Origin of the sequence: Acinetobacter yuyunsongii (genome assembly GCF_041021915.1) — a bacterium.
Lineage (GTDB): Bacteria > Pseudomonadota > Gammaproteobacteria > Pseudomonadales > Moraxellaceae > Acinetobacter.
This window is the reverse complement of record NZ_CP157435.1, coordinates 1,174,345-1,194,515: the sequence shown is the minus strand read 5'-3', so window position 1 is coordinate 1,194,515 and position 20,171 is coordinate 1,174,345. Positions and strand designations below refer to the sequence as shown.

The window sequence follows — 20,171 nt, the reverse complement described above, 5'->3', positions numbered from 1 at the left end:
TTTTATGACATCAATATGAATCCTTTAATTGAGAATTCAGAACTCCTCCCCCTATCAAAACACCCAGCAAGTAGCTAACAGCCAGACTTCCTGAGCATTTTGCAATAACCACCCCATCACGGTGAAACACAGAACCTCACTGTACCCGTAGCAGAAGGTGGCAGATTACCTGTCAACACCCACTCTAGCTGGCCATTGTTATGGGTTGCTGTACAACCTGTAATGCCTGAAGGGGTAGACTGGCAATTGATGCTACCAAACGTTGTATCCAATGGCACACTGTCTTTCAGCTTTACATTTTGCAACACTTTCACACTATTGTTCTTATAGGTGATCTCATACTCCAGTTTTTGTTGGCTGGTCGCCTGATTGTTGATCGCAAAAGAAGTGCTGTCACTCACTGTTGATGGGCACGTGGCAACGGTACGTACTCGTTTCTGCAAATCAAGTCCTGCACTGCCAATCAGGGTGGTATCCTGTCGCTGGTTGCTTTGTCCTGTGATCGTTTGCGATGGATTACTCAGGCTAATCTGATAGCTGGCCTGTAGTCGGGTCATTTGCTGTGCGCCTGCATAGGCATTACTTGGCGACAGGACACGCTGTACCAGACAGATGTCGGTTGCTGGCTGTAACAGGATTGGGCTACCTGTGGTGGGGTTAAATACACTTTCCCCCGCGTCCACTTTGCCATTACAGTTAGTATCCTGATAGATAATAGCCTGCCATACCTGATCTGTACTGGAAGCTGGCTGTTGTGCCAGATTTTGTACCATCTGGGTAATGTTCACAGGCGCGTAACTGATCAGTCGATGTGGATAGTCAGTCACTTCTCCTGCTTTAATGGTATGTTGCCCATCTTCTATGAGTATCACGCTCAGATTAGCATCGCCAAAATTTCCTGTGGTATAGCTGGCTACAGTACTATTTGCCACGCTAATGGTATCGGTACTACGTGTGTAATTGGCAACACCGCTAACTGAGGTAAAATTTTGCGTATTAGTTTCTATAATACAATAGGGACTTGGCAGATTTGCATTACGAATAAACTGATAATCACCTGCTGCATTGGTTGTGGTTTCTGCAATAATACTACTAATACAATTGGTCAGTTGAATCCTCGCACCAGCAATCCCATTCTCGCCAGTATCTTGTACACCATTATAGGCATTAGCAAAAATATTATTTACTGTGCCGCCATTATCATTAAATACCCTTCCTGAAACAATCAGTTGTGAGTTAACACTCACGCTAGACTGGTTATTATCCAAAATAAGCTCAGGTGTCGAACCACTTACATTTGCTGTATTGATAATCGTCCCTAATTGTCTGGAAACTGCCTGTACTCTGACTTGCTTAGTTGTAGCTGGAGTCATTAACCCCATGTTGCAAGTCAGGGTCTTATTGCTACTATTGTAAGTACAACTTCCCCCTGTTATGGTATAGGAAACATAATCAATTCCTACAGGAATAGTATCTGTGAGAGTCACATTACTGTTTGCAGGCCCCTCATTGAAAATATTAATGGTATACCAAAAAGATTGATTAACATAAATATTTGTACTATCGACCAATTTGGTGACCTGAACATCTGTTCCAAGTTGCACTGTGGTATTTTCACTATCACTATTATTGGTCGTTAAACTATCTGTTTCACTTGCCTGAACACTGACCTGATTGACATCGGTACCAATATACTTTGCCAACATACGGATAGTAATCGTTATTGTTTGACCCGCCTCTACACTTCCCAGATTACAGAGCATTTGATGACTGCTATTTGGTGTTGTGCAACTTCCCTGCTGAGGGGTGGCATCTATAAATTCAAGATAAGTATAAGGCAAGTTTTCAGTGACTATCACATTGGTTGCAACCGAAGGCCCCAGATTATTTACTGTTACCGTATAAACCACAGTGCCGTTTTGCGCAACAGGATCAACCAGATCTGATTTATTGATCACCAGATCAATGACAGCAGAAGTTACTGTTGTAGACACTGAAGATGTGTTGTTGGTACTCACAGCATCATAAATATCGGAACTAATAGTGGCGGTATTTATGATGTTTGTACCTGCTGCTGCCTGTTGGGGACGCACCACCACTGTCACTGATTGCGTAGTATTATTGGCTAAACTTGCCCATTGGCACTGAATTTTTCCTGCTGTAGGTACGTCCTGCTGACAAGTACCAGCGCCTGTTGGTGTGATTGACATCACTGTCACATTACTCGGTAAAGTATCAATAACAGTAACATTGGTAGCAACACTAGGACCATTATTTCTGGCGGTTAAAATATAGGTCAGGTTCTGACCAGCAGCAACCGTGGTTAAGGAAGCACTTTTGCCGATCTGCAAATCAGCACTTGGCAGTACATCTAAGGTCACAGTACTGCTATTATCTGTAAAATCTGGATCAGCAACAACAGCAGTACTGACAAAACTGATACTGGCTGTATTTGAACGTGCCGTCCCAACCGTCCTAGGTGTCACAGTCACAGTAAATGAAGTACTCGCCCCCACTGCCAGACCACCTGCATAATCACAAGTCAAGGGAGTGACATTTCCTGTTCCTGCTGTGGTACAAGTCCAGCCATTGGCTGTCGCTGTCGTAGACACCAGTGTTGCCCCTGGATCAGGATTCATACTATCAACCAAACGAATAGCATTTGACGCTCCCACTGGTACAGCAGTTCGCCCCTGATTCGTCACCACAAAAGTATAGGTATAGCTCTGTCCCATATAAACACTAGTGGCTGACACTGTTTTAACCAGTTTTAAATTGGCATCATCCAGAATAGTGGTTTGCTGTTGGGCAGTATCATTGCTGCCTATTGGATCGTTTGTGGTCACTACTTGTGAGTAGTTAGTCATTGTTGTGCCGTTATTGGCTTTTAATACCACATCAATATCATTGGTTGTATTTACCGTCCAGGTAGATGAAGCGCTCACAGTGCGGATACAGGTAATCACCGTGCCAGTATCACTACAACTCCAGCCTTGGGTAGATACAGTGGGTGCATAACTCACAATGGTAGAATTGACAGGAATGGTATCCGTTACTGTCACTGTACGACCCGTTGGCATATTAGATGGTCCATTATTGGTTACACGTAAGCGATAGCGTACATTACCTGTTACTGCCACAGGATCAGGTCCATAAGTAGTATTGCCTGATACGGTATCGTCCTTAACAATTGACAAATCACTATAAGTACCACCTCCTGATGTATCTACAATCGTCAGCGTATTGTCTGACTGGTTATTACTCAGATCAGGATCGGATATGACAGAGCTAATATTGCCAATATTTTGCTTCACCCCAGTACTGGTAAATTTTGCGGACAGTGTGATGCTACCATTATTACTACTTGATACCACCAGACCATTGGTCAGTGTACATGTAATGGTTGTAGGTCCATTAATGGGAGAAGCTGTGCTTGCAGTTGGACAACTCCAGCCAGCTGGCGCAGTAATCGCCGTAATTTGAACACCACTAGGCAACGTATCAGTAATCGTTACTGTTGTTCCAGCAGGGATTGGAGATGTACCCGCATTACGATAAGCAAGCGTGTAAGTTGCTGTAGAGTTTAAAGCACGTACAGCACCAGAACCATTGACAGTTTTAGTAATTCTCAGATCGGCATTTCCGTTCACTGTATGTGTCACTGAAGCTGTATTATTGCTGGTTGCAATATCAGTTAAGATATTACCCACAGAACCTACTGTTGCCGCATTAGTCAATGTACCCCCTTGAGTTGGGATAAAATCAAACTGGATAATCCCCAGACTTTGTGTTGTCGTACTGGTATTCACATAGGGTGTTGAAGAGTCACAAATGACACTCACAGGGTTACTGGCTGATACCGTAAAAGGTAAAGTCTGGCTTGGACTATAATCACAACTCCATACCCCTGAATTACCAGATACTGTTGGTGAAGTAGTGACCTGTATATTATTCGGTAATGGATCCGTGACTCGAACCGTTGCACCTGCTGTATCCCCAATGACTAAAGACGGTGTTAGACGATACCGATAAGTCGCACCTGCACCGATCTGTGTACTCGTCCCAATGGTAGTATTTGACGTATTGGTAAGTACCTTTGCCACACTTAAATCAACCGCCTGATTTACCGAAGTATTTTCTGTAACCGTATTATTGGCAGTGTTTTTATCAGCCATCGTTGAACTCACGCTGGCTTCATTGGTTACCGTCCCATAAGCCAATGCCTTGACGGGTACTGTAATATTCTGAAAACTTGCATTGACTGCCAAGGCATTATTGGCTTGTATATTTCTCTGACACGTTACAACAACTGGTCCATTTTGGGGAAATGTTGTACCACCAGAACTACTACAAGTCCAATTAGTACCACTGGGTAGACTTTGTAGACGCATACTGGATGGAATATTATCTGTTACAGTCACTGTATCTGCTGTAGTATGAGCAAAAGGCCCTAAATTCTTGATCGCCAGCACATAATTATAAGTCGCCCCCTCTGATACTGGATCAGCACTATCCGTTTTTGTGATTTGCAAATCAGCACTTTGTACAACTGTTGTTGTTTCAATCTTACTATTATTGGTTAAATTAGTATCAATTTGACCACTTGAACCTGTGAAGGTACTGGTTAATGTCCCTGGTGTGGTGGGTACAGTCACCTTAATCACAATATTGACTGCCGCATTATTATCAATATTACCCAGACTACAAGTAATTGTTGTTGTACCTGTACATGTCCCCTGCGAAGAAACGACACTTTGCAAACTTACTGTTGCAGGTAACGCCGCCGTCAAACTAACTCCTGTCGAATCATCAGGACCATTATTAGCTACATTCAGAGTATAAGTTAATGTCCCACCTGCTGCGATTGGGTCAGGACTATCATTCTCATTGACAACAATATCAACAGCAGCATGTAAAATAGATGTATATAAGAAAACAATAGCACAAATAAATAAATAAAAGATTTTATTAACTTTTATCACAAAAATTCTCCTCCATCGGTGGGACATTTTTCATCAATAATGAAAGTGAACAACTTCAATCTGACCTTTATTTTTGTCCTAATTAAAGTTTTAATTAACCCTAATGAGTAGCCACACATAATTGTGTGAAATATATCACGTAATTTACAATTTTAAAACATATTTAACATTAATTAGGACTTACGCATTGACGGATTCAAAAAAGTATTAAAATAGTTTATAAAGTATCTGTGATCAGACGAACTAAACATGCTTCTACAGCAACTTGTACATTACCCATTTATATGGGCTTTCTCATGACAGAACCGAACTCTATTAGCTGCACACAACTTGCCGAGACTTATAATATCTCGCATGATAGTGTAAATCGCTTTCTGGAGCGTGAAGACTACACACCTCACGACCTATATCAAGAAGCAATTCAACATATTGATAATAATAAACTTATAGTCAGTATTGATGATACTGTTTTAGATAAACCATATAGTCAACATATGGACTTGGTTAGCTATTTTTGGTCAGGCAAACACCACCGATCCGTCAAGGGGATTAATCTCATTACCCTGTATGCGACAGATCAGAATGGTCAAAATATTCCAATTAATTTCCGAATTTATGACAAATCTGAGGGTAAAACCAAGAATGATTACTTTATGGATATGTTAAGTGAAGTACTTAGTTGGGGTGCAAAGATTCAATTTATTACAGGTGATAGTTGGTATTCATCGACTGAAAATCTAAAAACCATAAGAAAATATGGTATTCGATTTATGTTTGGTGTCGACAGTAACCGTAAGGTTTCCCCTGAAAAAGGACAATGGTTTCAACTGCGTTTATTGCCGAATTTTCATCAGGGTCAAGTGGTCTGGCTCAAAGATTTTGGCTTTGTACAATTATTTAAGACTCAGTTAAAAGAACAGCAGAGGTTTTATATTGTGTATCAAGATGAAGATGATTTATTGTCCTTTGAGGGTTTTTATGAATTACATTCAAGTCATTGGAAAATAGAACAATATCACTGAGTGATTAAACAGGTTTGTCATATTGAAAAGTTTCAGGTAAGACGATCTAAACTGATTTTGAATCATATTTTTGCAGCCTTGATGGCCTACGTCGAGATACAAAAGAACCAGTTTGAGCGGATCTTTGAAAATGTATATCGTTGGCAAAAGAACTTATTTAGACCAATCATCAAAGACTTCATTGATGACTTTATTCTCGATAAAAATCATCTGCTACCACAGAGAATCTATAAATGATAGTGCGTAAGTCCTAGTTTTATAAATAAATATAAATATTAAAATTACATAAACAGAATATTACGTTAAATTAATAAAAGATCTATGGCTATTTTGACCGTAAATTTACACTGATAGTTTTCTAAAAACAGTAATAAATACAAATAGAATTTTCTCTCGAGATACTAGCAAGTGATTCGAGGTGAGAACATCTAAACATCTGACTAAAGTTCAGTGATTGACCTAAGCTATTCAATCATTTTAGTGTACTAACACTGCTTTGTTAAAAATGATGATTAGGTCGTATAAAGTTGTTTTTTTAAGCGGGCTATGCGGTTTCTAAACCCTTCTATACTACGTTCTAAACGTGCATAGCTTGCTGTATTTTTATCTTTGCGACATGTTTGGATATAGCTAAATTCTTTGAGTTCTGCCTCAAGTTCTTGAATTTTTAGTACCGTGGCAAGTTTTTTATCCCATTGAGCTAATAAATTGGCTTCTCTGTATTTGAAATAGTCTTCATCGATCATTGCCGTCCTTCTTTTAATTCGCTCATAAAATAGGCATATCAACCCAACCCTACGATAACATAAGCAATTAATTAATATTTCATTATATATGCCGGCAATAAACCATGACTAGCAATTAACTTCAAATAATTACATAACACGCCCTGTATGAGTTTGTAAAAAATTCACCATTAGCAAGTGAAATTCGTGGGTACAAGTTCGTTTTGATATTGGTGAAAAAATACAAGAACTTCTTTCCGTTGCCGAAGATCAATTTGAGCAATATAAATCAAAACGAACAACTATTTGGCGAAATAAACTGATCAATACTATGAAAGGTTTATTGAATGAATGCTTACCTCAAGCTCAATATTCAGCTATATCATCTACTGTTACCTTATCTGATGATATATTCAAAAATATAAAACAAGGTATGGAAGATGAAGGACTGTGGAATGAGGAATTAGAGCAAAAGCTTTTTTTTGCATCTCAAATACAGCTTTCATATTTGTAATCTATAAGGGAGATATTAAATTTCCCTTTTTATAGCTTACGATAGGCTTACATTGCACAAACTTCCTGAAAAGCCATTCATTGATATTTTATGTATAAGTTGCTGTTTTGTAATTACAATATTTTAAATTTAAGCTCACTTATGCCACATACCTTAATCAGTTTATAAATTATATGGAAGAGTTCCCCCTTACCGAATTTCCACCGCTGAAACAAACTTGTTATAAAATATCAAAAAACTTCACAGCCATGTTATCTAATCTCTCTTTCACTACCTCCCAATCAGGCATAACTTGATTCAATAGTTGGTAGAAACGCTCACTATGATTATGTTCAACCAAATGACAAAGTTCATGCAGAATCACATAATCAATGCAGATTGTAGGCGCTTTAACTAGATGAGGATTGAGCGTAAGTAAACCTGATGGGGAGCAGTTTCCCCACTGTGTTCGCATGGTCATCAAACGAATATCAGGGTAATTTTCAACCCATAAAGCTTGTTCTAGAATATGTTGCAAACGTGCTTCGAATATGACTTTTGCTCGGATTCTATACCATTCATTTAAATAAGATTTAATACTTTCAAGACCCATATCCAAGGTGTTTACTTCCAATCTTCCTCTTAGAAGTTTTACACCTTTTGGCTTGGTATCATCATGAATCACTTTCAATTGATATTGTTTACCTAAATAAAAGTGGCTTTCACCACTTTTATATTTGCGAGGCGTGATAAATCTACTTTGTTCACGGAACTCTCGTAATTGTTTATAGATCCAACGACTACGCTGCTTTACCGCTTCAATAATTGTTTGATCATCTGTATTTAACGGTGTTGATACAACCACCCGACAATCAGCATAGACTTTAATCAGTATCTTTTGAGTACGACTAGGACTTTCAAGCACCTCAAAATCAATAATTTCATCACCATAAACAATGCTTAACTTTCTCTCTGGCAGCGTATTCATCCTAGAGCCCATTTAAACCAACCCGAGTAATTTGTACGATCATTTCTACAATTTTTTTTGCTTGATCCATACCACTCCCAATGGATTTACATTCACGGAACATCTGAGGTAATAATTTTTTACGGATATCCGCTTCAATATTTTGCGGATTGATGGAGTTTTCAGCCACAGAGCTCATCACAGAACGATCAACCTCGAAAGCGAGTTCAATCCACTTATCTTGATTCTGTTGATTTGTTATCGAGAATGCTTCAGGTAATAGCTTCTTAAAGACCCCGTAATAAGCTTGAGCATGCTTATTACCACTGAACACATCGGGAATTTCATCTAAACGACGAGCTTCAACTTGTTCTTCAAACTCTCTAAACAACATGTGTTGCTTCAATGGGTGATCAAACTCTTTCTCTGCTTCTTCAATGACTTGACGTAACAGCTTAGAGAAAGCCTCCTGAGCATAAGGATCATCACGCAATTGTTGCTCAATCATCTTAGTTACACGAGTTTTAATGATATCCGTTTCATTACGTGTTTTCTCTTCACTCCAATCTTCAGGCTGAGCTATTTTACCCATCTTGCCAACTTCATAAACCCCATCAGGGTCCTTAACTTCAATGCCCACAACATGCTTATCAATCAGTTTTTTGACTTGCTCTGCATACTGATCGTAGTCAACAGTCTCCCCAGCATCTCGTTTCACAATTTGACGCAAGCTTGTAAATAGTTTGACTGTTTCTTTGTAGTGCTGACGATCTGCATCAGAAAAGCTTTTATCTTCAAAGAAGGTTGCTGACTGCAACGCAACTTTTAAACAACTTGCAAACTCTGTAAGTGCTTCATAAAAATCATCACGAACTTTTAAGTGAATATCGACTAACTCACCCTTACGTTCTTCAATACGAGGAACTAAAACTTGGCGTAACTGCTCTGGATCATTTTTATTTTTAACATCAGCAAAAATTGCCCAAAGTGCTTTATACAAACGAGGTAATCGTTTGTATTCAGAACTCATTTGAGTATATAAGCCTGTAAGATCGTTAATATCATAACCACCTTGGGTACGAGCAGCGAGATCTTGGTAATCAAGAATTGTGGCATCCAATTCTTTTAAAATACCGCGATAATCAATTAATAAACCAAACTTTTTCAATGGGTGAAGTCTGTTTACACGCGCAATTGCTTGAATTAAATTGTGCTGTTTTAAATTTTTATCAATATAAAGAACAGCATTTTTAGGTTCATCAAAACCTGTTAATAGCTTATCTACTACAATCAATAACTTAAGGGATTCATCTTTTTCAAAGCGTTCGATGACTTGTTTTGTATAGGATTGTTCATCTTGAGTACCGACATTCTCTTTCCACCATTGAGTCACTTCAGGGGTAGTTGATTCATCAACATCAGTATTACCTTCACGACTATCGGGTGGACTCATGACCACTGCCGATTCAAATAGACCAGCTTCATCCAAATATTTTTTATATTTAATCGCTGAGGCTTTACTGTCACAAGCAAGCTGACCTTTTAAACCATCATCAATATTTTTAACAAAATGATTGGCAATATCTAATGCAATCAGGCGAATACGGTCATCAGCAGTATAAAGCTGACCTTTTCTCGCAAATTTACGTTTTAAATCTGATTTTTGCTGATCATTTAAACCTTCTGTAATGCGCTCAAACCATGTATCAATAGCACGTTCATTTACATCTAAATCAGGAATGCGCTCTTCATATAGCAAAGGCGTTACGGTTTTATCTTCTACGGCTCTTTGCATTGTATAAGCATGAACAATAGGTCCAAACTTGTTAACGGTCTTTTCATCTTTAAGCAATGGTGTACCTGTAAATGCCACGAATGCCGCATTTGGCAGTGCGAGTTTCATACGTACATGGTTTTCACCACCTTGGCTTCGATGCCCTTCATCAATCAGGACAATGAAGTCTGAACTTGTGTTAACACATTCAGGAAGCTTGGTTGCAGAATTAAACTTCTGAATCAAAGAGAACATGATTCGTTCTGTACCCTTACCAATTTGTTCAGCCAAGCGTTTGCCTGAAGTCGCCATGGCATTTTGCTTGTCTTTTTTTCCTGCCAGTTCACCACCTGATACAAAGGTTTTACTCAGTTGATCTTCTAAATCGACACGGTCAGTGACAACCAAAATACGGCATTTTTTTAAAGTTTCATGTAAGATCATGGCTTTACTGAGAAAGACCATAGTAAAAGATTTACCTGAGCCTGTTGTATGCCAAATCACACCACCTTCACGACCACCTTTGCTGTTCTTCGTACTAATACGCTCAATAAGTCGTTTGATACCAAAGATTTGCTGATAACGAGCAACAATTTTTCCTGCTTTCTTATCGAAAAGCGTATATAGGCGAACCATTTCAAGTAGGCGTTCAGGCTTTAATAGACTAATCAGCAGTTGATCTTGACCTGTAACAGCTAAGTCTCCACCTGCAATTAGGTTTTCATACCAATTTAAGTCATCAACTGGACGATAAGAAAATAGGCTCTGTTTTTGAGAAGCACTTAATTTCTTATTTTTAAGCGCATACATTTCTGCATCAGAAATATCTTCTTCTCGCCATGCAGCCCAAAATTTTGCAGGGGTATTACATGTGCCGTAACGACCTTCATGCCCATTTATAGAGAGTATCAGTTGGCTATATGCAAACAGATGTGGAATTTCATCAGGTCGCTGATTACGAAGTGTCTGAGAAATACCTTCATTAATTGTTGGACCTTTCTTTGCCTGACTGTCAGGGCGTTTTGCTTCAATCACAACTAAAGGAATACCATTTACAAAGCAAATGATATCGGGTCTACGTGTATCTACTCCACCTGAACGTGTTACAGCAAATTCTTCTGTATATGAAAAGTCATTATTATGGATGTTATGCCAATCAATCAATGGAATCGTTGGGCTAACTTTTTTTCCATTTACAAATTCAGTTACTGGAATACCGTAGAACAAATGGTTATACATTTTTTCGTTAGCGGTCAGTAGCCCCTCATTCAAAGCTGGGCTACAGATTTCAGCAATTAAGTTGTCTACCGACTTTGCTGAAAGTGGATATTCTTGACCCGCAAATGGAAAAGTACGTTTAGAGAGCTCTTTACGTAAAATTTGGCGTAATACCACTTGGTCTTGTTTACCATCACGGGCAACAAGTGCCTGTGATGGCGGTAAAAACGACCACCCCAGATTCATTAACAATGTTAATGCGGGAATCTTAGCACTGTATTCTTCTTGAAACTTAATTGAGAGACCATTCATATCAAACCAAAACTTTTAAAATAAAACTGCGAAACATGCACTAAGATTTGCTTTATAAATAAAGCAGATAGCCATAACAATTAATACCACCAAGAACATATAAAAACTTAACGGCACTTTATCCCTAAAAAAACTAAAATTTTTCTGCTCATCAACCCATTCAATCTGATGTTGCCAAAAGAATTTATAGTGTGCATACCAATCACTGAACAATATTTGCTTACTCAGACCTACTGAATAATACTGACTTTCTAACTGCTGATATTCACTAATCAAATTTGTTAAATCATCAGAATCACTTTTACTTTGGACTGAGTAATATAAAGCTCTAAGCTGATTATAAATTTTAGTCAGCTCAACACCTGCCTTTTCATAATCACTTTTTTTTGCATCATACATACTGACATAGAGACCAACCACGCCAAGCACAGTGAAAGATGCTGAAAGAAAGCTTGTTGAAAGCTCCTTGAATGCTAAAGAATAAATACCGAAAGCAATTGATATAAAACTAATCCATCCTGGGGATTTTTCAACAAGATCATAAGTAGCAAAGTGTTTTTTCGCTCCAAATCCTACGTTATAGCCAGTTTCAGCGATACATTTAAGAAAATCAGATCGATTCATATTTAATCCTCAATTGGCACATAAATGCGATCACGAGCTACAACCACACCATTTTGAATGATGTAGCACTCCACTAGATGTTCACCATTAAAACTTGAATATTCATCAATGCGTTCTTTTCCATCATCCAACACAATTTGACCACGAATACAATTACGTCTTTTCGCTTCTTCACCTCTATTCAGCACTTTCCACTTCACAGAATAGTTCTGTAAATTTTTTGGTGTTGTATTTTCTTCAATATAAAAACTTAAACCACGTCCATGATTTAACTTTTTCTTTCTACGTTTAAATCCTCTTAGCCAATCAATCGTTTGACCATCTTGAGTAACTTTAGACTCAATTTTTAGCTTATATCGAATATCAATTGGATATTGATCCTCAATAAACTGCTCTGTATGTTCATAACGCATATCTTCAATGCGTATCGACATTTCTGCTTGTTTACTTGGTGCTTTAGGAAACTGTCGTCCATAAATCATTCGCCACTTACTATAAGCTTTATCGTCAGTACCTAAATCAATAGCCTCTAAACATAAATCATAAGCATCTTGTGCAGCATCTTGGAATTTAGCTTTAACTTTAACATCCTGATTACTGCCTAAAGCTTGATAATGATCACGATCAGGTTGATCAGCTAAAAATTTAAAAAAATCTCGGCTTAACCAGTCATAATACATATAGCTTTTATCATCATAGTAAGTCGTAGATTTCATGAAGTTATAGGCAAGTGTATCAATCAGTAAGCCCCCCATTGAGACACCATGCTTATTTTTCCAAGCTCTAGCCATCTTGCATAAACGACGCAAATTTCGATTTTTTGCATTATTCATATTTTGCATTTCATCAAGTTCAGCTTGCGGTTTTGTAATCTTCCAACTACCGCCATTTTTAGTATCTGGATATTTATATGATCCATCCTCTTGCTTAAATACAGGCTGTACCTCTACATGAAAGTTCGTATATTGGACACATACGACTAATCGATCTACAAACACAGTGGTTCGAGGATAACGTGCAAGAATTGCATCTTTTGTATCCTTTAATAACTTTGATTGACCTCCATTTTTATAATCCTCCCATTTTGAAGATGGCATGATGTACAACATGTCTAAATCTGAAATACCTTTAATCGCAGTCCATCTGCCATAGGAACCAACTTGTAATTGATTTGATGTTTTTGATTCGGTATCACGAAACTTTTTGTTCAACGCACATGTTATCTCTTGATAACGCAACGTGATTTGTTCTTCATTCGCAACCTTAATATTGCTTAAAAAGTCTTGAAACATTTGGGAAATTGACATTACAGCCCTCAAATTTTAATTGTTGATAAAGTATTAAAAACGTCCTTGTTTCTAACAATACATTTAATATTTTGTGACGCCAAACATGATCAATCAGCGCCAAATTTCACTTTTGCATTAGCTTTTATTGAGCTTAAAACTCAACTGATAACGATAAAACTCAATATTCTGAGCCACACTCAAAGCACGACGAATTCTTAGGTCATCTTCTAAGGCAATGATCACGCCTTTCACTTGCTGATCTGCCTCAGCCAACTCATCTTTGACATAGCCCATATAGCGTTGAATTTGCCCCACAACACGATCACTTGCACGACCACGTTTTAACTCAACAACAAGCAATGTCTTTTTATCCTTACTGATTGCCAAAATGTCGATAGGACCTGTATCCGATGGATACTGCTGACCGACCAATTGACCTTCTTCAGTATAGATATCGTATGTTGCCCCCAACTCAGTTTTAGACCAATTCTCTACCAAGAAATGTTCTAAATGCTTTTCTAAAGCAAAAGCCGTTGGGTCTTCGAGCACTTCATCAGGCTCGAGATGCTCAACTGTTTCTTTACCATCAATAAGCGTTTTAAGCTCTTCTGCATACTTGGTGATATTACAAACCGCACCTGCTGATCCCGATGAATTTTTCAACTCTTGAGACATCATTTCTCTAGGTAAAGTCTGTTCAAACCATTCAACTTTTCTGCGATGGCTTAGTTCACCAGAAGGCACGTAGTAATAGTCTGAAATGACTTTACCAACTAAGTAATGACCATCCCCACGAGGTGTAAGGATAATGTCACCCTGTTTAATGCCTTTGCAGATGGTGTGTAACATGCCACAGGCTAAGCCTGCTGAAATTTTGGTTTTATCAGGTAAGGCTTCAAGATAGACAGGAATAAAACGGTGATTAAACTCACGCCAATCATCAGGTAAGTCATGTGTTAAGTCTTGGTCAATGTTCCAGTTGGCGGCAATAAAGCCGCCTTCTAGAAACTCTTGAGCAAATACAGACTTTGCACCCGCCATAATGCGGTAGTAGCTAGGATTGATTTGCAGCATTAGGCAGCCACCTTGACACGTTTTTTACCTGTCAAAAGTTGTTGCATGAGTGCTTTTTTCTCTTGCTTTAAGTAATCAAGTTTTTTCTGCAAGGTTTTAATTTCTTGATCTGAAAGCGTTAGAATTTCGGCAATCTTTTTTTGCTCTGCAATCGTTGGCAATTTTAATATTAACTTCATTAATTGATTTTTAGACAAGTTGTAACGTGTTGCACCTTGCCCAAGAATCGATATTTGCTTTCTAATATTACTGCTGCGCAGAATATAAGCTGCAAACTGAGGAAGTAAAACTTTAAAATTATTCAATCTAAAACCAAAACAAAAGGAGTTAAGATATAGTCTTTCTACTTCTTCCAATAAAACTGATGACATACCAACTTCTTCAGCAGTTTCGGAAGATGTTGTAAAAAATATATCTCCATACCTTACAGAGTTCTGATTTTCATCTTCTTTAACAACCACGTAATCGACTTGATTAATATCAATTCGACTATTTTTGAAGATATTCATGTAAGTGATGTATGGAACACCACTTCCAAAATCATCTTTAGTTTTACCCGTCAGCCCTGTAAAAGTATTTCCTAGATTTCCAAGTGAATACTCATTCCACCCTTCGCTAAAATTAACCCCATTTTCATCTAACAAACGCTTCTTACCCGTCAACAACTGTTGCATTAACGCTTTTTTCTGCTGTTGGCTATTTTCAATCAGTTTTTCAGTAGCCGAAATTGCTTGATCCCAAGTTGAAAGGATTTGGGCGATTTTTTCCTGCTCAAAATAAGGAGGTACAAGTACAGGAATTGATTTGACAATTGATCCACTCAAATTTTCCTGACTACCACTATTCGACATATCTCGAATGTTTTCATATTGGTAGATCAAAAATTGATAGTAGTAATCTACGCAATAATCAGAAGATAGAATAATTGCAGCACAAGCCTGATTCGTAGAAGCTTCAATCCCTAACTTTGCAACTTGCCCTCTAGTCTTACCTTGCCCATACATTGCCATTAAAATGGTATTTATTGGAAATAGCTTGGCAGAAGAATTTGTTAAACCTTCTTTAGTAATTTTTTCAGCACTATCTAAAATAGTTTTAAACTGAACTTCAGCCGTTGTTACCCATGGAATATCACCATTCCAATATGCTTGTTCTTTTCTGCTTGGAGTTCCTCCAGAGGATACTGTTGCAATATCACCTATAGTCTTAATTTCCCATTCTTTAGGCACCATAACCCAACTCCTCTAAATACTTTGCTATTTGAACTTCAAGCTCAGCAAGTTGAGTCTTTAATTGCTCACGCTCAGCACGTACAGCAACCAAATCAATCTCTTCTTCCTCTTCAAAAGTATCCACATAACGAGGAATATTCAGGTTGTAATCGTTGTCTTTCACTTCCTGCAAAGTCGCTAAATACGCATACTTATCAATACTTTCACGAGCACGATAGGTTGCAATAATCTTGGCAATATTCTCTTCAGTTAAATTGTTTTGATTTTTACCTGACTTAAACTCACGGCTTGCATCAATAAACAAAACAGAATCATCAGACTTTTGCTTTTTGAAAATTAAAATCGCAGCAGGAATACCCGTACCGTAGAACAGCTTTTCAGGTAAACCAATCACCGCATCTAATAAGTTCTCGTTAATCAACTTCTCACGAATCTTACCTTCAGATGAGCCACGGAATAACACGCCATGTGGAACCACAACGCCCATACGACCCGTAACAGGTTTTAGCGTTTCAATCATGTGTGAGATAAACGCATAATCACCTTTGGTCTTTGGTGGTAAACCACGACGGAAACGATCAAACTTATCATTTTCAGCTTGCTCATAACCCCACTTGTCTAATGAGAATGGTGGGTTTGCGGTCACGATATCAAACAGCATCAAGTCGCCATTTTTATCCAATAATTTTGGATTACGAATGGTATCTCCCCACTCAATTTTATGATTATCTTCACCATGCAAGAACATGTTCATCTTCGCCAATGACCAAGTTGAACCAATCGCTTCTTGCCCATAAAGTGCATATTCTTTGCTATCGTGATTCGCTACAACTTTACGACCACATTTCATTAATAGTGAGCCAGAACCACAGGCAGGGTCACAAATGCTGTCGCCTTTTTGTGGGTCAAGTAACTCTGCAATTAAGTCCGATACTTCAGGTGGTGTATAGAATTCACCTGCTTTTTGACCACCACTCGCGGCGAAATTTTTAATCAAAAACTCATAACCGTTGCCAATCACATCAAGTAAACCTACACGGCTTGGTTTCAGATCTAAATCCTTAGAAGCAAACACTTCAAGTAAGTCTTTCAGAATCGTATTCTTTTGTTTTTCTTCACCCAATTTATCGGTATTAAACGAGATATCTTGGAAAACGCTTTTGCCTACATCTTTGAGCTTTGTACCATTGGCTTCTTCAAGTGCATGCAAAGCCATATCAATACGTTCACCATTGCCGGGTTCAAAGCGACGCTCATGCAAGGTATAGAAATTTGATTCACGAGGCAGGACAAAACGCTCGCTTTTCATTAATTCTTCGATGAGCTCAGGTTCATCGCCATGTTCATTTTTATAATTATCGTAGTGATCTTGCCATACATCAGAGATGTACTTTAAGAATAACATCGTCAAAATATAGTCTTTGTAGGTATCTGCACTCACCGTGCCACGGAATACATCACATGCCGACCAAAGGGCTTTATTGACGGTATCTTGATTGATTTGAGTAACCATTATTTGTTTCCTTGGAGCAGTTGTTTAAACATGCCCATCATCATTTGTTCACGATTTTTAAGTAATTGTTGGGTCAAGATCTGCTCTTGCTCCCAAATACGGTTTAATTCGATTATGCGTTGCTGAATATCCAAGCTAGGGATTTCAACTTCAAACTGGTTGACTGTAGATACGCTAAGCATTGGCATCTTAGAGCCCTGACTTTCTTTCCGTAACTCGTATTGCACATGAGGTTGGTTTAAGTACCAGCATAAGTATTCAGGCACTACATTTTGATTTGGCATTATTATCAAAAACTGGCTACTCACAATTAAGGGTAATGCTTTTGATTGATCTTGATTGCCTACAAAATAATGTGCCTTGAGATACTCTCCACGACAGGGCAGCAACACAGACTCAGGCGACACGATTGCGTTATCTTTACCTTGCCAATCAATTTGCGGTAAAGCATCTGCAAAAAGCGTATAACTACATGTATCCGTTGCTATGTTACGAATGTCTTTGATCTGCAATACGTGGGCATTGCCAGACTCAACTTCCTCGATCTTTTCTCGAAATGTAAAGCCTGTACGAATCTCTGTAAGGTCGCTCAGTTTTAAGAATCTCTTTAACTTTGCCATAAATATTTACTCAGAAAGGGATTGAGCCATCCTTGGCTCACATATTTAAGAAGCTTTGCCTAAGTTTTCTTTAAGCCAAGTAGTAACATCTTTCATTCCCTTTGAATCAAGGTTGTACCAAGCTGCCTCATTTTGTAAGCGAGTCACTAATAAGCCATCATTACCATCCATGACTTTGAATAATTCCTCTGCAATTTGTGATGGTGTTTTTTCAGAGACAATTAACCAACATGACTCCAGTGGATGACACCAATTGCCTAGAGACCTAATTTTTTCATAAAGCTCATCATAGTTACGTTGTTTACGCAGGTCATAATTGATCTGATATACTTTCATTTGTTCTGAACTCCTAATATTTAGTCGTGTTAATGGTTTTGAACTCGATGACAGGCGGCCACCTGTCATCCTTATTTTTTGCAGTAGAACATCTATTCAAACCAGCTAAATAGCATATTATGTTGCTGATAGTACTATGTCAATTAAAATTACAGTAGATTATCTACGTTTTTTATTTAATTTATAACCTTTTGTTAAATAATTAATTTTCTAAAAGTTCGGTAATAAGTGTTGAGGATGAATCTTCAATATTTTTGCAATCTCATATAGTTTTTCGACAGTTAGATTTACTTCCCCACGCTCAATTCTTCCCATGTAGCTCCTATCTATAGAGCACTGTAGGGCCAAGAACTCTTGAGTCATGTTTAACTCTATTCTTTTATTACGGATTAATTTCCCAATTTTTATAGATAATTCTGACATGTTCGGCGTCAACTATCTTGGCCGGTTCGCGTCAATTATGATGGCCGGTTAGGTTTTCTCATTTTTCCTACTTCCAGCTTGTTTTAACTGATGTTGTTTTCGATAGCTTTCTCCTTCTAATTCTATAATTGTCGCGTGGTGGATCAGCCGATCTATGGCCGCTACCGTCATCATGCTGTCTGGGAAGATCTGATCCCATGCACTAAACGGGTGATTGGCTGTGATGATCAGGCTACCGCTTTCATATCGATGCGCGATAAATTCAAACAGTACCTGGGTTTCTGCATCGGTTTTTTTCACATAACCAATGTCATTTATCTGACCACCCGATATTTCAAAATAAACGGGAAGCCCACCGCTATCTACAGCGAGATGAATTTTTGTAGAACTCCCACCCCGACTTTTTCCTATCGCTTCATCTGAACTGCTTGCGGCTCCGCTACTGTCTTGATGCGCTTTGACAATACTTCCATCAATAAACAACCATTCTGGATCATTATCGGACGATATGCTTTGAAACCATTTTTGTAACACACCTTTCTTTGACCAAAGGTTAAAGCGCTTAAATACAGAGTTCCAACGACCGAATCTTTCAGGCAAATCTCGCCACTGAATGCCTGTGCGCATACGATAAAGTATGCCTTCCAGTGTATTTCGGTGTTCATATTTATTGTAAACACGCCCTGTCTCTTTAAGTATTTGCTTTAGGGCTTCCTAGGCGTTATCTGTTAGCATTGTCCTTGGCATAGCAACGTCCGTTCTCGGTGGTATTTTTGATTTTTGGCGAAACCATTATACCTTGTTGCTATGCCGTTCATTTTTCACTCAAAGATCAACAGCCTCTAGTAAGGCACGTACTTGAAGCACTTAAAAGATAAAAATAAAGGCTCTCTAATGTGTTTAGGAGCCATCTAACTTATAGTTGTTTCGGGTGAGGCTTATTTGTTTTTGTGCTCCAGTGCTGTAAGTGATGTACCTACGATAAATATAGACATGACAAACAAGCCTAAATCTTTTAGCAAAAACTGGCCAGGAACCACAGAGATCGCAGGAAACCCAAGAGATGCCTCAAAAACACCGGGTGTAGTCAGCATGAACGACAATGTCGTAAAAAAGAGTCCGGTTGAAAGTACACCGCCCAAGATTGCGAGCTTAGGGGAGAAAACTCGTGCAGCGATTAACAGGCCAACTGAAATTTCAAGCACACCCAGAAAATTTGAGAATCCTTGAATGCTGAGGAAGCTATACATCCACGAAAGCAGAGGGCTATTACTAACAAAACCATGTATACCGTTTGCTTCGTAGCTAGTGAATTTCATGCCACCAAACCACAAATATATTATCGTCATGGCAACGTAGATGCCACCTATACCAAACTTAGTGATTTTTGCACCGAGATTATTACTAAGGGTATTGGTAGTCTGGACACCATTTTCAATTTCGGGAATAGTCATCTTATATCTCCAATTATTTTTAGCCATGTGGACTCACTCTATGTAGCCCACTAAAATGATATGACTCTTGAGAAAAACTATATGTTTACTCGAGTCGAACCTAACTTAGGTAA

15 protein-coding genes and 1 pseudogene are annotated in these 20,171 nt (G+C 38.4%); 2 read left to right on the top strand and 14 right to left on the bottom strand.

Annotated elements, in window-relative coordinates:
- Nucleotides 1-116: 116 nt before the first annotated feature.
- Nucleotides 117-4,982 (bottom strand): SdrD B-like domain-containing protein, encoded by a 4,866-nt coding sequence (locus ABLB98_RS05720; protein WP_171295057.1) that lies wholly within the window; start codon nt 4,980-4,982, stop codon nt 117-119.
- A gap of 230 nt (nt 4,983-5,212) precedes the next feature.
- Here ABLB98_RS05720 and ABLB98_RS05715 point away from each other — a divergent pair.
- Nucleotides 5,213-6,241 (top strand): annotated as a pseudogene (locus ABLB98_RS05715) (transposase).
- A gap of 275 nt (nt 6,242-6,516) precedes the next feature.
- Here the strand turns inward: ABLB98_RS05715 and ABLB98_RS05710 are convergent.
- Nucleotides 6,517-6,750 carry a hypothetical protein gene (locus tag ABLB98_RS05710; RefSeq protein ID WP_057081907.1) on the bottom strand — a complete coding sequence of 78 codons (234 nt, stop codon included), beginning with the start codon at nt 6,748-6,750 and terminating at the stop codon, nt 6,517-6,519.
- 310 nt (nt 6,751-7,060) lie between these two features.
- Between ABLB98_RS05710 and ABLB98_RS05705 the strand changes: the two genes are divergently transcribed.
- Nucleotides 7,061-7,243 (top strand): hypothetical protein, encoded by a 183-nt coding sequence (locus ABLB98_RS05705; RefSeq protein WP_057081906.1) that lies wholly within the window; start codon nt 7,061-7,063, stop codon nt 7,241-7,243.
- A gap of 220 nt (nt 7,244-7,463) precedes the next feature.
- Here ABLB98_RS05705 and ABLB98_RS05700 read toward each other — a convergent pair whose 3' ends face one another.
- From ABLB98_RS05700 to ABLB98_RS05645, 12 genes are all read right to left on the bottom strand, one after another.
- Nucleotides 7,464-8,210, bottom strand: coding sequence for a M48 family metallopeptidase (locus ABLB98_RS05700; protein WP_057081905.1), 747 nt, complete (start codon nt 8,208-8,210; stop codon nt 7,464-7,466).
- Nucleotide 8,211: 1 nt separating this feature from the next.
- Entirely contained in the window at nt 8,212-11,493 is a 3,282-nt protein-coding gene (locus ABLB98_RS05695) for a type I restriction endonuclease subunit R (RefSeq protein ID WP_057104442.1), read from the bottom strand.
- 15 nt (nt 11,494-11,508) lie between these two features.
- Nucleotides 11,509-12,117, bottom strand: coding sequence for an SLATT domain-containing protein (locus ABLB98_RS05690; protein WP_087548183.1), 609 nt, complete (start codon nt 12,115-12,117; stop codon nt 11,509-11,511).
- Nucleotides 12,118-12,119: 2 nt separating this feature from the next.
- Entirely contained in the window at nt 12,120-13,424 is a 1,305-nt protein-coding gene (locus ABLB98_RS05685; RefSeq protein ID WP_086222948.1) for a nucleotidyltransferase, read from the bottom strand.
- Between the two features lie 117 nt (nt 13,425-13,541).
- Nucleotides 13,542-14,480: an endonuclease NucS domain-containing protein gene (locus ABLB98_RS05680; protein WP_057104440.1), complete on the bottom strand. Its 939-nt coding sequence runs from the start codon at nt 14,478-14,480 to the stop codon at nt 13,542-13,544.
- Nucleotides 14,480-15,712: a restriction endonuclease subunit S gene (locus ABLB98_RS05675; RefSeq protein WP_060513750.1), complete on the bottom strand. Its 1,233-nt coding sequence runs from the start codon at nt 15,710-15,712 to the stop codon at nt 14,480-14,482. Before ABLB98_RS05675 ends, ABLB98_RS05680 begins: the two co-directional genes overlap by 1 nt.
- Complete coding sequence (locus ABLB98_RS05670) at nt 15,702-17,225, bottom strand: type I restriction-modification system subunit M (RefSeq protein WP_057104323.1); 1,524 nt, start codon at nt 17,223-17,225, stop codon at nt 15,702-15,704. Before ABLB98_RS05670 ends, ABLB98_RS05675 begins: the two co-directional genes overlap by 11 nt.
- Nucleotides 17,225-17,845 carry a restriction endonuclease subunit S gene (locus ABLB98_RS05665; protein ID WP_057104322.1) on the bottom strand — a complete coding sequence of 207 codons (621 nt, stop codon included), beginning with the start codon at nt 17,843-17,845 and terminating at the stop codon, nt 17,225-17,227. The genes ABLB98_RS05670 and ABLB98_RS05665 overlap by 1 nt, the downstream gene beginning before the upstream one ends.
- A gap of 45 nt (nt 17,846-17,890) precedes the next feature.
- Nucleotides 17,891-18,181, bottom strand: a complete 291-nt coding sequence (locus ABLB98_RS05660; RefSeq protein ID WP_057081899.1) for a hypothetical protein — start codon at nt 18,179-18,181, stop codon at nt 17,891-17,893.
- A gap of 210 nt (nt 18,182-18,391) precedes the next feature.
- Nucleotides 18,392-18,604: a helix-turn-helix domain-containing protein gene (locus ABLB98_RS05655; RefSeq protein WP_057081898.1), complete on the bottom strand. Its 213-nt coding sequence runs from the start codon at nt 18,602-18,604 to the stop codon at nt 18,392-18,394.
- 48 nt (nt 18,605-18,652) lie between these two features.
- Entirely contained in the window at nt 18,653-19,303 is a 651-nt protein-coding gene (locus ABLB98_RS05650) for an IS5 family transposase (RefSeq protein WP_198114842.1), read from the bottom strand.
- 239 nt (nt 19,304-19,542) lie between these two features.
- Nucleotides 19,543-20,058, bottom strand: coding sequence for a YkgB family protein (locus ABLB98_RS05645; RefSeq protein ID WP_107680847.1), 516 nt, complete (start codon nt 20,056-20,058; stop codon nt 19,543-19,545).
- Nucleotides 20,059-20,171: the final 113 nt, after the last annotated feature.

Bases quoted from the DNA above. Each gene is read 5' to 3' on its own strand.
- ABLB98_RS05710 (WP_057081907.1), bottom strand. From the start codon at position 6,750: ATGATCGATGAAGACTATTTCAAATACAGAGAAGCCAATTTATTAGCT.
- ABLB98_RS05705 (WP_057081906.1), top strand. From the start codon at position 7,061: ATGAAAGGTTTATTGAATGAATGCTTACCTCAAGCTCAATATTCAGCT.
- ABLB98_RS05700 (WP_057081905.1), bottom strand. From the start codon at position 8,210: ATGAATACGCTGCCAGAGAGAAAGTTAAGCATTGTTTATGGTGATGAA.
- ABLB98_RS05695 (WP_057104442.1), bottom strand. From the start codon at position 11,493: ATGAATGGTCTCTCAATTAAGTTTCAAGAAGAATACAGTGCTAAGATT.
- ABLB98_RS05690 (WP_087548183.1), bottom strand. From the start codon at position 12,117: ATGAATCGATCTGATTTTCTTAAATGTATCGCTGAAACTGGCTATAAC.
- ABLB98_RS05685 (WP_086222948.1), bottom strand. From the start codon at position 13,424: ATGTCAATTTCCCAAATGTTTCAAGACTTTTTAAGCAATATTAAGGTT.
- ABLB98_RS05680 (WP_057104440.1), bottom strand. From the start codon at position 14,480: ATGCTGCAAATCAATCCTAGCTACTACCGCATTATGGCGGGTGCAAAG.
- ABLB98_RS05675 (WP_060513750.1), bottom strand. From the start codon at position 15,712: ATGGTGCCTAAAGAATGGGAAATTAAGACTATAGGTGATATTGCAACA.
- ABLB98_RS05670 (WP_057104323.1), bottom strand. From the start codon at position 17,225: ATGGTTACTCAAATCAATCAAGATACCGTCAATAAAGCCCTTTGGTCG.
- ABLB98_RS05665 (WP_057104322.1), bottom strand. From the start codon at position 17,845: ATGGCAAAGTTAAAGAGATTCTTAAAACTGAGCGACCTTACAGAGATT.
- ABLB98_RS05660 (WP_057081899.1), bottom strand. From the start codon at position 18,181: ATGAAAGTATATCAGATCAATTATGACCTGCGTAAACAACGTAACTAT.
- ABLB98_RS05655 (WP_057081898.1), bottom strand. From the start codon at position 18,604: ATGTCAGAATTATCTATAAAAATTGGGAAATTAATCCGTAATAAAAGA.
- ABLB98_RS05645 (WP_107680847.1), bottom strand. From the start codon at position 20,058: ATGACTATTCCCGAAATTGAAAATGGTGTCCAGACTACCAATACCCTT.